The organism is Bradyrhizobium sp. CIAT3101 (assembly GCF_029714945.1).
In the GTDB taxonomy this organism is placed as follows: Bacteria; Pseudomonadota; Alphaproteobacteria; order Rhizobiales; family Xanthobacteraceae; genus Bradyrhizobium.
In genome coordinates, this window is sequence record NZ_CP121634.1 from 3364273 (window position 1) to 3378635 (window position 14363).

Consider the following 14363-nt stretch of genomic DNA (forward strand, 5'->3'; position numbering starts at 1 on the left):
AGCGTAGCGAAATCCGGGCTACGAGCACGTCTACAACACGTGCGACGCGCCCGGAAGCTTCCGCAACGCCGCCGTCAGGCCCCAGCTCAAAATCACCGTGAGCACGAAGCCGATCGCGGCCTTCACGATGGCCGGCAGTCCGTAGTCGAACAGGACGTACTGGGTCCACAGCGCGATCGGGTAGTGCACCAGGAACATGCCATAGGCATCCGCCTGCATGCGGTCGAGCAACGTCGGTCCCGGCGTCTTCGCATGCAGGAAGAAGGCGAGGATCGCGAGCAGGATCGCGGCCGAGAACAGCACGAAGAACGTGCCGTAGATGGCCTGGTACCAACCCGGCAGCACCTCCGGATTGCCCAGGATTCCGCGCTTGATGTAGATCATGCCCCACATCCCGCAATAAGGGATCAGCGTCGCGATCGCCCAGAGCCAGCGGCTCCTCGGCAATTCGCCGTCGGCGCCGAGAATGCCGTGATTGAGGTTCGCAGCCCCAACGCTGACGCCGAAGAAGAAATAGGTGAAGTAGAGCAGCACGCGGCTCGCCTGCACCGAGACCGGCCCGAACTCGAACCATTTGTTGACGCCGAAATAGGCCAGTGCCGGCACGTAAACGATGGCCGTGACGACCGTGAGCAGCAGCCAGAAGATGGCCGGCTGTTCAAAGCCCCGAACCGAAATGCGGTTGACGGGATCGACCAGATGCGCCGAGACCCGGTAGAGCAGGCTTGCGGTGAGGTCGAATGCGAGCAGCACCCAGACGAACCAGATCGGACCGCTCGGCCACGGGCCGACGGTGATCGTCTTCCACCAGAACGCCGCGAAGGTCAGCTCGGCCTGTTCGCGCAGCGCGATCGCGTAATAGGCGAGCGGAATGACGGTGAAGGCTGCGATCACGAATGGCAGCCCCAATCGCAGCAGGCGGTCGCGCAGGAAGACCGACGGCGCCTTGCGCGCGATGCCGGGCCAGGTGAACAGCCCCGACAGGAAGAAGAACATCGCCATGAAGAAACTGTCGGTGGCGAGCACGACGATGTCGAAGCCGATCCAGGAGGTTGGATCGGTGTGGCCGAAATAGGTGTAGGGAATGACGGCGTGATGCAGCAGCACCACCAGCGTCAGGAAGGTGCGGGCGCGGTCGAGCGACAGATTGCGCACCTTGGCCTTCGGCTCGGCATGCGCCTCCGCGCCGATCGCCGCAGAATGTGACATCGAAATCATGATCGCCCCGATTGCCCCCTCGCGCCGGTCGGAATGTGCGGCGGGGAACCCGATTCACCAAGGGCGGTTGGTGCCACGACAACCTTGCGTCGTGTATTTAGGAACCAGTTCCGCGCAACACGGTTAGCGTTTCCGAAACAGGTGTCGGCCACCGATTGCGGTGCCCGCAGTCGCGGAGCTGGTTGCGATGACAATCTTGAAATGGGCACTGATCTTCCTGCTGATCTCGATCGTGGCGGGTGTGCTCGGCTTCACCGGCATCTCGGCGGCGTCCGCCGATGTCGCCCGCTTCCTGTTCTACGTTTTCGTGGTGATCTTCCTGGTGCTGCTCATACTCGGACTTACGATCTTCCGAGCGTAGCGCCGCTCTCAATTACGCGTGAACGGCACGACGTGGGCCAGCAGCTCCGCCAGGAACTCATCGGGACGATCGAACGGAATGAAATGATCGCCGCCGCGCACCCAGACAAATTCCTTATGCGGGGCCGTGATCTGATTGAAGAGTTGTTCGGCCGGCCCACCCGGTGTGTTGTCATCCGCATCGCCCTCGATGAAGATCATCGGGATCGAAAAAGCGAGTCCCAGCGAGGCGACGTCGCGCTTGAACATGGAGCCCTCTCGTCCGCGCAGATATTTTGCGGAGAAGGCCATGCCTTTGCGCCAGTTGTACCAGTCCAGCAGCGAGAAATCCGGCATGAACGGGGGCGGAATGGGACCCGCCAACTGGACGCTCTCAATGGAGGGTAGCCCCAGCGCTTTGCTCCACTTGTCCGCAACCAATCGATTTTGTGGACTGATCAGAGGGCGCGCGACGATTGGTGCCAATTCGGCTTGGGCCTCGCTGTTGCCAGCGGACTGCGCCAACGCTTGCAGATGCGCGATCGTGATCTCGAATTGCTTCTCGAACGTCACCCTGCCAACCACCTGGCCGGTGCCGACATAGGCCGAGAACAGATCCGGGCGCCTCTTCACCATGTGAATGCCCAGGAACGAGCCCCAGGAATGTCCGACTAGGACAATTTTGTCCTTGTGCAGTTGCGCGCGCAGATATTCGGCCAGCTCGATGCCATCCTGTGTCATTTGCTCCAGCGTCATGGTTGGCGCGAGCGTGTCGCCGGCGGCGCCATAGGTCCGGCCGGCGCCGCGCTGGTCCCACTGCACCACGGTGAAATGCCTTTCCCAGGGACGCCAGCCCGACGAAATCGCCAAGGTTGAGCCTCCAGGTCCACCGTGGACGAACAGGAGAACCGGGTTATCCCGATCCTCGCCGCGAATTTGAATCCATTGCTTGATGCCGCCGATATCGACGAACGCGCCCTCCTGGATGCCGTTGGGGGAGCGGATCGCGAGAGTTTCGGCGGCTAGATGCTGGCGGTAGGCGCGAAAACCCAGTCCGGCAGCGGTCAATGCAACGAGGACGCCGGCCAATCCCAGCAACGAGACCCCAATCAGTCTTGCGGCCTTGCGCGGCATCTCATGCCCGATGTCGACTGAGGGAGGCGGCCTGATGATCGCCCGGCGTCACGGCGCCAGTGAACTTAGCCCACTTCCTCGATCTTCACCTTGTCCGGATAGAAGGCGAGATGGCCTGATATTTCGGTCATGGCGGGAAACGGCGTCTCGTAGGTCCAGATCGCGTTATCGAGCGTCTTGCCACTGGCCTTGATGCTGTAATAGCTGGCGTCCCCCTTATAGGGGCAGTGGGTGGTGCGATCGGTGCGCTCCAGCAGCGCCATGTTGGCATCCTCGCGTGGCACATATTGCACTGCCGGATATCTGGCCTCTTTCAGCGTCAGCGCCTTGGTGCTCTCGGCAATCACGATATCGCCCGCCGTGACGCGGACGCGCCGGGGGTTTTGGGTGATGGTGATGGGGTGATCCGGCCCGGGAAGCTTCATGATTTCACGCCTTTTCGTTCAATCTGCCGCGCGCGGCACTTTGTCGTGCCTTTATCCTGATGGGATCAGGGATATAGTGCCTGAAGGCGTGACGTAGAAGGCCGTTCACGCTAAGTTTGGCCCAGCCGGCAGGTTTGGCCTTACAGATCCGGACCCCCGGCAAAGCGATTCGATGCCGAGACAGGAGCAAGACCCGAATGCCCATGGACGCCCACGATATCGAGGCGATGATCAAGGCCGCAATCCCCGATGCCGAGGTGACCATCCGTGACCTCGCCGGCGATGGCGACCACTATGCCGCGACCGTGATTTCGGAATCCTTCCGCGGCAAGTCCCGCGTTCAGCAGCACCAGATCGTCTATCGGTCCCTGCAGGGCCAGATGGGCGGCGTGCTGCATGCGCTGGCGCTGCAAACCGGCGTACCTGGCGCCTGACCTGATCGAGCGACGGGGGCGGTTATGGCGGCCGACAATCCGCGCGGCGCGATGTTTCGCGTGATCGTGCCGAACCAGCCCAGCCGCGTCACCAATGCCGAGCTGTTCTTCGACCTCGTCTTCGTCTTCGCCGTCACGCAGATCTCGCACACGCTGCTGCACCACTTCGCGCCGCTGGGAGCGGTCGAGGTCACGCTGCTGTTCCTGGCGGTGTGGTGGGTCTGGGTCTACACCGCCTGGGTCACCAACTGGCTCAACCCCGAGCTGACGCCGGTCCGGATCCTGATCTTCCTGATGATGCTCGGCGGCCTCGTGCTGTCGACGACGATCCCGACCGCGTTCGACGGCCGCGGCCTGTGGTTTGCGATCGCGTACGCGGTCATGCAGGTCGGACGCACCGCGTTCTGGCTGTTCGCGACCCCGCGCCATCGCACCGCCGTGCGCCACAACGCAATCCGAATCCTGGTCTGGCTCTGCGGCTCCGCGGTGTTCTGGATCCTCGGTGGCCTGTCGCACGGCGAGGAGAGGCTATGGTTCTGGATCGTGGCGTTGACGATCGAATACGTCTCGCCGGCGGTGCGTTTCTGGGTGCCGAAGCTGGGCTTCTCGTCGGTCGAGGCCTGGGCCGTCGAAGGCGGCCACATGGCCGAGCGCTGCGCCGGCTTCATCATCATCGCGCTCGGTGAAGCCGTCGTCGTCAACGGCGCGACCTTCGCCGAGCTGGACTGGACCGCGGACAACATTCTGGCTTTTGTCTCGTGCCTTGTCGGCAGCGTCGCGATGTGGTGGGTCTATTTCCACAAGGGCGCGGAGGCCGGCTCCGAACGGATCTCGAAGAGCGCCGAGTCCGGCCGGCTGGCGCGGCTCGCCTACACCTATCTGCACATGCCGATCGTCGCCGGCATCATCCTGACCGCGGTTTCGGACGAGCTGGTGCTGAAGCACCCGACCGGACATTCCGACATCCGCACCATCGTGAGCACGATCGGCGGCCCATTGGTGTTTCTGGTCGGCACCATCCTGTTCAAGCACTCGATCCGCGGCTTCCTCCAGCTCTCCCACGGCATCGGCATCATCCTGCTGGTGGCGCTGTGGTGGTTCGCCGCCGATCTCTCGCCGCTGTGGCTCTCGGTCGCGACGAGCGTGATCATGATCGTCGTCGCGGTATGGGAATCGGTGTCGCTGGGATCGAAGCCGGAAGCGGCCGAGGAGGAATCCGGGGAGGCCTGAGCAAGCGCCTCGTCCTTCGAGACGACCGCTGCGCGGTCTCCTCAGGATGAGGCTGATCAGCATAAGTGCCCGTTAGAGCTGTTGCCGCACAATCCGTCCTCATCCTGAGGAGCCCGCCTGAAGCGGGCGTCTCGAAGGATGCGCTGCAGGAAGCCGCTCTGAAATGCGATGGCGCCGGAGCGTTTACTCCGCCGCCTCGAGCGCGTGCACCGAGAACATCTTCGCCGCGTCCGTCCAGCTCTCGCGCACCCGCCATCCGGCGCCGTGCGCCAGCGCGGCAAAACGCTCGAGGCTGTATTTGTAGCTGTTCTCGGTGTGGATGCTCTCGCCCGGCCGGAACGAGAAACTGGTGCCGAGCAGGCGCACGGTCTGGCTCTTCCGGCTGATCAGGTGCATCTCGATCCGGTGCCGGTCGTGATTGTAGATCGCGCCGTGGGTGAAGGCGGAGAGGTCAAAATTGCCGCCGAGCTCGCGGTTGATCCGCACGAGGACATTGAGGTTGAAGCGCGCGGTGACACCGGCGGCATCGTTGTAGGCGGCGTGGAGCAGACGCTCCTCTTTCTCGAGGTCGGCGCCGATGATCATCTGCGCGCCCTTGCCGAGGATCTGGCGGGCACTCTTCAAGAACGCCTGTGCCTCATGCGGCTCGAAATTGCCGATGGTCGAGCCCGGGAAGAAGCCGACCTTGGGCATTGACGCCACCGCCTTGGGCAGCTCGAACGGCGTGGTGAAATCGGCCGCGACCGGATAGATGCCGAGCGAGGGGAAATCCCGCTTCAGCCCGTTGGCCTGTGCCTTCAGGAAATCGCCGGAGATATCGACGGGCACATAGGCCGCGAACCTGGACTGGTTCAGCAGCAGACGAACTTTTGTGGTCGCACCCGCGCCGAATTCGACTAGCGCGGCATTTTCGGGAATGATCTTTGCGATCTCGCTGCCGCGCTCCTTCAGGATCGCAAGCTCGGTACGCGTCGGATAATATTCCGGCAGGCGCGTGATCGCCTCGAACAGCTCCGATCCGGTCGCGTCATAAAAATATTTCGGCGACAGTTTCTTCGGCTGCTGCGAGAGGTCCTCGATGGCCTCGCGGGCGAAGGCGGTCGTCTGCTCGTCGGGGAGATGGGCTTCGGCCAAGGCGCTGGCGTGCACATTCATGATACTCTCCTGAACGCGCTGTCCGGCGCGCGGTTGTCGTCGGATGAGACTTCAAAGACGTCAGACGTAATCGGCGAGCCGCAACCCCGTGAATTGCCAGCGGTGGTGCGGATAAAAGAAGTTGCGATATGTGACACGGCTATGACCGTCGGGCGTCGCAAGTGACGAGCCGCGCAGCACCAGCTGGTTGACCATGAATTTGCCGTTGTACTCGCCGAGCGCGCCCTCAATGGCGCGGTAGCCGGGGTAGGGTGAATAAGATGAACGCGTCCACTGCCAGACGATGCCGAAGGCGTCGTTGAGCTGGCCGGCGCGTGCGGCAACCTCCCATTCCATCTCGGTCGGCAGGTGCTTTCCGGCCCAGCGCGCAAACGCATCGGCCTCGTAATAACTGATATGGCAGACCGGTGCGTCGGGATCGACGGGCTTGACGCCGGCAAGCGTCATCACATGCCACTGACCATCGATCTCGCGCCAATGACCTGGGGCCTGCCAATCTTCCTTGCTGGCCGCGGCAAAGCCGTCCATCAGCCAGAGCGTTGCGGTCCGGTAGCCGCCGTCGCGCATGAAGGCGAGCCATTCGCGATTGGTGATCAGATTGCGCGCGATCTTCACCGGGCCGATCAGGGCGCGATGCGCGGGCTTTTCGTTGTCGAAATGAAAGCTGTCGTCGACATGGCCGACGGTGTGGATGCCTTCATTGAGTGTCAGCCAGTCCTCACCCATGCGCGTCGCGGCCGGAAAGCGCCAATCCGCATCGTAGGCGGGATAGATCGGGTTCTGCGCAAACGCGTGCAGGATGTCCGTGAACATCAATTCCTGATGTTGCTGCTCGTGGTTCAGGCCGACCTCGACCAGTGGCGCCACGGCCCGAAGCTTGTCCTCGCCGGCCTCGCGGAAGAATTTGACGACGGCAGCATCGACATGGCGGCGATAGGCGCCGACCTCGTCGGCACTGGGCCGGGTGATGTCGCCGCGATGATTGCGGGCATGGCGGGGACCGGCGCTGACGTAATAAGAATTGAACAGGAACGCGAAATCGGGGTGGAAGGGCCGGTAGCCAGGGGCGTGCTCGCCGAGCAAGAACTGCTCCCAGAACCAGGTGGTATGCGCTCGGTGCCATTTCGCCGGACTCGCGTCCGGCATCGACTGGATCTGCTGATCCTCGGGGGAGAGCGGCGCGGCCCGGCGCTCGGTCTCGTTGCGGACCGCGAGAAACGCGGCCTCGAGCCGCTGGGCGAGGCCGCCCTGGTTGGGGGAGGGTGACGAAAGCGGCGGACTGGCCGTTGCGGAGGCTTGTTTCGTCACGTTTTTCTCCAGACAGGACAAGAGAACGTTGTTGGCGATACCCGGTTCCAAAACCAAGGTTCGTCCTAGATAGGGGCTCCGTTACGGTATGAAAGTCCTCCCCGGCGATGATATTCGTGCCATCATGCAATGGGCCCAGAGGTGCCCTGGCCGACCGTCCAGGGGCGGTTCGCCGCCATTTTACTTTGGATGCACAACGGTTTGGGCTACATATATAGGCAGGTATCGGGTTAGATCGGCTGAGCCGGCCCGGAATGACAGGTGAGGGCTCTGCCCCAGAAGGATACGGATATGAGCATCGCGGAATTCATCGACAACGAAGTGAAGTCGAACGACGTGGTTTTGTTCATGAAGGGTACGCCGCAATTTCCGCAGTGCGGTTTCTCCGGCCAGGTCGTGCAGATCCTCGACCACATCGGCGTCGGCTATAAGGGCCTGAACGTCCTCGAATCCGCCGAGCTCCGCAACGGCATCAAGGAATACTCGAACTGGCCGACCATCCCCCAGCTCTACGTGAAGGGCGAGTTCATCGGCGGTTGCGACATCGTCCGCGAGATGTTCCAGGCCGGCGAGCTGCAGCAGCTCTTCTCCGAGAAGGGCGTCGCGGTCGCGGCCTGATCCGTGACGGTGCTGACGCGCCGGATCGGCGCCGTGCAGCTCGACATCATCGTTGCTGACATCACGACTCTCGGCGTTGACGCTATCGTCAACGCCGCAAATTCGTCGCTCCTCGGCGGGGGCGGCGTCGATGGCGCGATCCACGACGCTGCCGGGCCTGAGCTGCTGGCCGAGTGCCAGACGCTCGGAGGATGCTCGACCGGTGATGCGAAGATTACCAAGGGATATCGGCTCAAGGCCGCCCGTGTGATCCATACCGTCGGACCGGTCTGGAACGGCGGCACGCACGGCGAGGATGACCTGCTGGCCTCCTGTTATCGCCGTTCCATGGAGCTGTGCGGAAAGCACGAGCTAACGTCGGTGGGATTCCCCGCGATTTCGACGGGCATTTTTCGCTTTCCTACCGATCGGGCAGCGAAGATTGCGGTCCATGCGACGATCGACGCGCTGCCGGCCGCGCCGACGGTCGGTCACGTCATATTCTGTTGTTTTTCGGAGGCAAGCGCCGCCCTCCACACGGACGTTTTGGCGCGGTACGGCAGCCCTTGTGCCTGATAATTCGGTCAGTAAACTCCGGCCGGCCATGTTCCGGGGAGGGGATATGATTTCACGTTTTGGACGATTTTCTTTGCTCTGCGGCGCGCTTTTATCGTTTGGCACGATGTCGCTCGCGCGCGCGGAAGGCACCTACGAGATTCCGGCCGGCGCGCATTTCAATCAGGAGAAGCTCGGCAAGATCAGCGAGTTCTTCAAGAACGAGGTTGCGACCGGCAAGATTGCGGGTGCAACCGTGCTGATCAAGCAGCACGGCAAGCCGGTCTACCATGAAGCCTTCGGCGTGCAGGACGTGGTCAGCAAGGCACCGATCACCGACAAGACGATCTTCCGCCTGTTCTCGATGAGCAAGGCGATCACTGCCGTGGCCGCGATGAAAATGCTCGAGGACGGCAAGATCAAGCTCGACGATCCCGTCTCCAAATACATCCCGTCCTTCGCCAATGTGAAGGTTGGCGTCGAGAAGAAGGCCGACGATGGCACCAAGTCGCTCGAGCTCGTGCCGCCGAACCGGCCGATGACGGTGCATGATCTGATGACGCACACCTCGGGCGTCACCTACGGCTTTTATGGCGACACCCTGGTCCGCAAGGCCTATCGCGACGCCAATATCTATGCCGGCGATTTCGACCTCGCCGAGTTCGCCGAACGCATCGCAAAGCTGCCGCTGCACAACCAGCCGGGCGCGCTCTGGCAATACGGCCATTCCACCGACATCCTGGCGCGCGTCATGGAGGTCGCGGCGGGCAAGCCGCTGCTCGATATCGAGCGGGAGACGCTGCTCGGTCCGCTCGGCATGGTGGACACCGGCTTCCTCGTGACGGACCCCGAGAAGCAGAAGCTCCTGGCGCAGCCGGTGCCGAACGACAGCGATTTCCGGGTCGGCCGCATCAACGATCCGACGGTCGTCAAGAAGATCCAGTTTGCCAGCGGCGGCATGGTGACGACCATGGCCGACTATGAGCGCTTCGCGCAGATGCTGCTCAACGGCGGCACGCTGGACGGCAAGACCATCCTCAAGCCCGAGACCTTCAAGCTGATGGTGACCGACCAGGTCGGCCCGAATTCCGGCGTCAGTCGTGACTATTTCTACTTTCCCGGCGACGGTTTCGGCTTCGGGCTCGGTCTTGCCGTCCGCACCGATCCCGGCAACGCAAAACCGTCGCCGCCCGGCGATCTCGGTGAATTGAAGTGGGACGGTGCCTCCGGCTGCTATTTCGTGATCGACCCCAAGCAGGACATGTTCTTTGTCCTGCTTGAACAGACCCCGACCGAGCGCCAGCGCATCCAGCGGACATTGAAGCAACTGATCTATGAATCCATGGAGAACTGACATGCACGGGCGCCGCGGGCTGATTGCGGCGCTCGTCCTTTTGTTCAGCGTCGTCGGTGCGCGAGCGGACGCCGAGAACCGCGCGCACAACTTCACGCCGGAGGGCCTGGCAAAAGTCTCCGACTACATCAGGAACGAGGTCGCGACCGGCAAGTTTCCGGGCGCGATCCTGCTGCTCCAGCAGCACGGCAAGCCGGTCTATTACGAGAATTTCGGGGTCCGCGACGTCGCGACCGAACTTTCGATGAGCGCGGACACGATCTTCCGGCTCTATTCGATGTCGAAGCCGATCACCTCTGTCCTGGCGATGATGCTGGTCGAGGAGGGCAAGCTTGCAATCAACGACCCCGTCTCGAAATACATTCCGGCCTTTGCCGGCATGAAGGTCGGAGTCGAGAAGAAGGCCGAGGACGACAAGGTCTCGCTGGAGCTGGAGCCGCTCAATCGTCCGGTGACGATCGAGGATTTGATGCGCCATACGTCCGGGATTCCCTATGGCTATTATGGCGGGGGCCTGGTGAACAAGCTCTATGCGGACGCCGGTCTGTTCGACAGCAAAGACCTGACCAATGCCGAACTCGTCGCGAAGATCACCGCGCTGCCGCTTGCCGAACAGCCCGGCACGATCTGGGATTACGGCCATTCCACCGATGTGCTTGGCCGCATCATCGAGGTGATCTCGGGGAAATCGCTGCTCGCGTTCGCGACGGAGCGGCTGCTTGATCCACTCGGGATGAAGGACACCGCGTTCTATGTCGCCGATCCCGCCAAGTGGCCGCGTATCGCCGAGCCGATGCCGCAGGATCGCGCGATCAGCCCGATGACGCAGGTCCGCGATCCTCGGAAACCATTGCGATGGGAGTCGGGCGGTGGCGGCCTCGTCGGCACCATCGGCGACTATGCGCGCTTCTCGCAGATGCTGCTCAACCGCGGCACCTTCGAGGGACGACGCTATCTCAAGCCTGAAACCCTCGCCGTGATGGCGTCGGACCACATCGGTCCTGACACCCATGTCGAGCGTGACAAGAACTATTACCCGGGGGAGAGCTCGGGCTACGGCCTCGGCGTCGCCGTGCGCATCTCGGTGCCGTCAGGCACATCGTGGCCGCTCGGTGAATATCGCTGGGATGGCGTCGGCGGCACCTTCTTCTTCATCGATCCCGAAGACGATCTGTTCGGGATTTTCATGGTGCAGACCCCGTCGCAGCGCGGCCGCATTCAGCTCGCGCTGAAGACGCTGATCTATCAGGCGATGGGGCGGTGATCGTGTTCGGTTGTCCGCTTTCGTCGCTCGGATTTCGCTGCGCTCCATCCGGGCTACACGGGACTTAAGTCTTAAGCCCCGCGCACGATCTCTCTGACATAGCCGATCGTTTCCTCGATCTGGCTCGCATTGACGTCGAGATGCGTGCAGGCGCGGATGCGGCCGTCCATCATCGCGAGCGTCACGCCGCGCTGGCGCAGTGCGGCGACCATCTTGTCGCCTGAGACGCCGGCGCCGTCGGGCCTGAAGAAGACGAGGTTGGTCTCGGGCTCCTGCACCTCGACGCCCGAGATCTGCGAGAGTCCGCGGGCCAGCGCGCGCGCATTGGCGTGGTCGTCGGCGAGGCGGTCAACGTGGTGGTCGAGCGCGTAGATGCAGGCGGCGGCACAGACGCCGGCCTGCCGCATCGAGCCGCCGAGGCGCTGCTTCCACTGCCAGACTGCATCGATGAAGGCACGGGTGCCCGCGAGCACGCCGCCGATCGGCGCGCCGAGGCCCTTGGAGAAATCGATCCAGGCCGAATCCCAGCCCGCGGTCATGTCGCGCGGCGAGATACCGCTCGCGACCGTGGCGTTGAGCAGGCGCGCGCCGTCCATGTGGGTGACGAGGCCATGTTGTCTGGCGATCGCGACGATCTCGTCGAGCGCCGCCTTCTTCCAGATCGTGCCGCCGCCGATATTGGCGGTCTGCTCGACGCTGACGACGGTCTGTGTCGGCTGGTAGCGCGTGCGCGGATGCAGGGCCTTGCGGAACGTCTCCGGCGTGAACTGGCCGTCGGCGCCCTTGAGCTGGGTCACCTGGAAGCCGCCAATCGCGGCATGCGCGCCGCCTTCGCGGGCGATGATATGCGCGGTCTCGTGCGCCAGGATCTCGTCGCCGGGACGGCAATGCACCAGCGTCGCGGTGACGTTGCACATCGTACCGGACGGCATGTAGACCGCCGCCTCCTTGCCCATCAGATCGGCGACGCGCTCGCACAGTGCGTTCACGGTCGGATCGTCGCCGACCTGCTCGTCACCGACTTCGGCCCGCGCCATCGCTTCGCGCATCGCAGCCGTCGGCTTGGTCTGCGTGTCCGAGAGCAGATTGATGCGCACCGGCGGCGCCTTGGGATCGATCGGGGGCGGGGTGTAGAGCATGCGACGGCTCCTGAAAGCATTGCGGCCACTGAAGTGTGGCTCTTAAGCAAAAAGGCCCCGGCGAACCGGGGCCTTTCGATATTCAGATCTTAGCGCGAATAGAATTCGACGACCAGATGGGGCTCCATCTGCACCGGGAACGGCACGTCGGAGAGGCCGGGGATGCGCACGTACTTGGCGGTCATCTTGCCGTGGTCGACTTCGAGATAGTCGGGGGTGTCGCGCTCGGGAAGCTGGCTGGCTTCGAGAACGTGGGCGAGCTGCTTGGAGGCTTCCTTGACCTCGATCACGTCGCCGACCTTGATCTGGTAGCTCGAGATGTTGACCTTGCGGCCGTTCACCTTGATGTGGCCGTGGTTGATGAACTGGCGCGCGGCGAAGATCGTCGAGACGAACTTGGCGCGGTACACGACCGCGTCGAGACGACGCTCGAGCAGGCCGATCAGGTTCTCGCCGGTGTCACCCTTGAGGCGGCTCGCCTCGACATAGATGCCGTGGAACTGACGTTCGGAAATGTTGGCGTAGTAGCCCTTCAGCTTCTGCTTGGCGCGCAGCTGCACGCCGAAGTCGGAAAGCTTGCCCTTGCGGCGCTGGCCGTGCTGGCCGGGGCCGTATTCCCTGCGGTTCACGGGGCTCTTCGGGCGGCCCCAGATGTTCTGGCCCATACGGCGATCGAGTTTGTACTTCGCCTCACTGCGCTTAGTCATCGCGTCCTCTTCGGTTGCATGGTTTGAGGAAACGCGCCCTCCTGGGTGACGGGCTAGCCCGGCACTGACAGGTCCGATCCCAAAGCTTGAAGGAACAGGACCACGGGTCGCGAAACGCTTCGCGGGCCGAAATCGGCCCGCGAGCAAGGGGCTTTTAGGAGAGTTTGGGCCGATTTGTCAATGCGAACGGCCCCGGAATCAGGTTCCGACGGCCCGGATCGGCTTGGCGCCGGCCGCCCGTAATTCGGCAGCGATTTCAGTGTTCAGCACCTGTTCCAGCCGGGTCAGGACCCGGGCGATGGGGGCGGCGTCCGTGACCCGATGGTCCCAGCGGATCACGACATGGATGGTCTGATCGGGCTCGACGACCCCGTAGCTGACGATGAAGGGGCCGGGCGTGACCGGGTGGAGCTCGCCGCCGCCATAGGCGGCCACCGAGCTCACCTGGAAACTGCCGAACCAATTGCCCCGCTGCCGGCCGAAATTCAGGCCCACCGCCCAGGACAGCCGCCGCAGCGGCAGCGGCAGGCGGGTCGCCCGCATGATCTTGCGGAACATCGGGACGTCGTCGATCGGCGCGGTCTTGGCGCGCCGGATTTCGGCGTCGATCGCGGCCAGAGTCATGGTCTCGGGAGCCGCGATTCGCTGCGGCATCACGCATTCCTCGCCATCCTCGACCCGGGCGATGGCGATCAGCGCCACGCTCTTCGGCAGCTCGTAGAGCGATGGCCAGGGCCATTTGGCATAGACGGTGCGCAGGACCGGTTCGTCCCTGGCGACCAGGGCGAAGGCCTTGACGAACATCGCGGCCCAGCCGGCAGGCGCCATCGCGCCCCCACGGGCCTCCAGTAGCGGCCGGATATTGAGCGAGCGGGACAGCGAGACGAACGGCACGCCCATCGAGGCGCGCATGAGGTCGATAATCAGGCGGCGCGGCAGCGAAATGTTCTTAGGTTGACCGCGCATCGTTCTCCGGTTCCCGCGGATTGAAAATGAGCGACGACGAGGGGGCGCCCGCTCGCCGTCTGCTCTAGCACGAACCAACCGCCTGGGGGCGTATCGGTTCGGCCCTGTCAGGGGGCCGGCGAGGCCAGCGGCTTGGACTTGTCGACGATGTAAACTCCCAGCACTTTCATAGCCTTATCGCCATGAGCCTTGGCGTCGTGCACGACGCCTGCCGGGATCTGGTAGGAATCGCCCGCTTTCAGGGTCTTCTCCGGCTGCCCATCGACCAGCAGATTGAGCTCGCCTTCGAGCACGTAGCCGGTCTCAACGCCGGGATGGGTATGGCGTCCAGCCGCCCCGCCCGCCGGGACTTCCGCGATGGCGGTAACGGTGTTGTAGCCATCCGGGAATTCGACTTTCTGGAGCGGGGTGCGCTTGATGCCGGTCTGTTGGGCGAAGGCAGCGACGGCGAGGCTGGTGAAGGTCAGAGCGAGCAAAGTCTTTTTGAGCATGGTTTTTCCTCTCTGGAACGGCCGACCCTAGCAGCGCCGCCGCTCCC

Annotated in this window: 16 protein-coding genes; 7 read left to right on the forward strand and 9 right to left on the reverse strand. The window is 63.3% G+C overall.

What is annotated here, in order from left to right; genetic code table 11:
- Positions 1–30: 30 nt before the first annotated feature.
- On the reverse strand, positions 31–1218 hold the full coding sequence (locus tag QA645_RS15690) for an acyltransferase (protein ID WP_283051339.1): 1188 nt from the start codon (positions 1216–1218) through the stop codon (positions 31–33).
- Between the two features lie 187 nt (positions 1219–1405).
- Between QA645_RS15690 and QA645_RS15695 the strand changes: the two genes are divergently transcribed.
- Positions 1406–1579 carry a DUF1328 domain-containing protein gene (locus QA645_RS15695; RefSeq protein ID WP_092228199.1) on the forward strand — a complete coding sequence of 58 codons (174 nt, stop codon included), beginning with the start codon at positions 1406–1408 and terminating at the stop codon, positions 1577–1579.
- Between the two features lie 8 nt (positions 1580–1587).
- Here the strand turns inward: QA645_RS15695 and QA645_RS15700 are convergent, their stop codons facing one another.
- Positions 1588–2691, reverse strand: coding sequence for an alpha/beta hydrolase (locus QA645_RS15700; RefSeq protein WP_283051345.1), 1104 nt, complete (start codon positions 2689–2691; stop codon positions 1588–1590).
- A gap of 65 nt (positions 2692–2756) precedes the next feature.
- A complete protein-coding gene (locus tag QA645_RS15705; RefSeq protein WP_254132501.1) occupies positions 2757–3116 on the reverse strand; it encodes a DUF427 domain-containing protein in 360 nt (119 codons plus the stop codon).
- A gap of 197 nt (positions 3117–3313) precedes the next feature.
- On the opposite strand from QA645_RS15705, the gene QA645_RS15710 reads away from it, so the two are divergent.
- Positions 3314–3550, forward strand: coding sequence for a BolA family transcriptional regulator (locus QA645_RS15710; protein ID WP_014494139.1), 237 nt, complete (start codon positions 3314–3316; stop codon positions 3548–3550).
- A 24-nt stretch (positions 3551–3574) separates the two neighbouring features.
- The gene (locus QA645_RS15715) at positions 3575–4780 is read left to right on the forward strand and encodes a low temperature requirement protein A (protein ID WP_283051347.1); all 1206 of its coding nucleotides are present in this window, start codon (positions 3575–3577) and stop codon (positions 4778–4780) included.
- 183 nt (positions 4781–4963) lie between these two features.
- Here QA645_RS15715 and egtD read toward each other — a convergent pair whose 3' ends face one another.
- Together egtD and egtB are read right to left on the reverse strand one after the other, a co-directional pair.
- Entirely contained in the window at positions 4964–5935 is a 972-nt protein-coding gene (gene egtD / locus QA645_RS15720) for an L-histidine N(alpha)-methyltransferase (RefSeq protein WP_254194423.1), read from the reverse strand.
- A 60-nt stretch (positions 5936–5995) separates the two neighbouring features.
- Positions 5996–7294, reverse strand: coding sequence for an ergothioneine biosynthesis protein EgtB (gene egtB, locus QA645_RS15725; RefSeq protein ID WP_283053214.1), 1299 nt, complete (start codon positions 7292–7294; stop codon positions 5996–5998).
- Between the two features lie 240 nt (positions 7295–7534).
- Here egtB and grxD point away from each other — a divergent pair, with 240 nt between their 5' ends.
- The 4 genes from grxD to QA645_RS15745 are packed head-to-tail and all read left to right on the forward strand — an operon-like array spanning position 7535 to position 11013.
- The gene (gene grxD, locus QA645_RS15730) at positions 7535–7861 is read left to right on the forward strand and encodes a Grx4 family monothiol glutaredoxin (RefSeq protein ID WP_122402493.1); all 327 of its coding nucleotides are present in this window, start codon (positions 7535–7537) and stop codon (positions 7859–7861) included.
- A gap of 3 nt (positions 7862–7864) precedes the next feature.
- Entirely contained in the window at positions 7865–8416 is a 552-nt protein-coding gene (locus QA645_RS15735) for an O-acetyl-ADP-ribose deacetylase (RefSeq protein WP_283051351.1), read from the forward strand.
- Between the two features lie 46 nt (positions 8417–8462).
- Positions 8463–9749: a serine hydrolase domain-containing protein gene (locus QA645_RS15740; RefSeq protein ID WP_283051353.1), complete on the forward strand. Its 1287-nt coding sequence runs from the start codon at positions 8463–8465 to the stop codon at positions 9747–9749.
- A gap of 1 nt (position 9750) precedes the next feature.
- On the forward strand, positions 9751–11013 hold the full coding sequence (locus tag QA645_RS15745; protein ID WP_283051355.1) for a serine hydrolase domain-containing protein: 1263 nt from the start codon (positions 9751–9753) through the stop codon (positions 11011–11013).
- Positions 11014–11084: 71 nt separating this feature from the next.
- Here QA645_RS15745 and QA645_RS15750 read toward each other — a convergent pair whose 3' ends face one another.
- The 4 genes from QA645_RS15750 to QA645_RS15765 form a co-directional block, all read right to left on the reverse strand.
- Entirely contained in the window at positions 11085–12152 is a 1068-nt protein-coding gene (locus QA645_RS15750; RefSeq protein ID WP_283051357.1) for a threonine aldolase family protein, read from the reverse strand.
- Between the two features lie 89 nt (positions 12153–12241).
- Positions 12242–12859, reverse strand: coding sequence for a 30S ribosomal protein S4 (rpsD, locus tag QA645_RS15755; protein WP_092228027.1), 618 nt, complete (start codon positions 12857–12859; stop codon positions 12242–12244).
- A gap of 198 nt (positions 12860–13057) precedes the next feature.
- Positions 13058–13825 carry an acyltransferase gene (locus QA645_RS15760; protein WP_283051361.1) on the reverse strand — a complete coding sequence of 256 codons (768 nt, stop codon included), beginning with the start codon at positions 13823–13825 and terminating at the stop codon, positions 13058–13060.
- A gap of 107 nt (positions 13826–13932) precedes the next feature.
- Positions 13933–14316 carry a cupin domain-containing protein gene (locus QA645_RS15765; RefSeq protein WP_283051363.1) on the reverse strand — a complete coding sequence of 128 codons (384 nt, stop codon included), beginning with the start codon at positions 14314–14316 and terminating at the stop codon, positions 13933–13935.
- Positions 14317–14363: the final 47 nt, after the last annotated feature.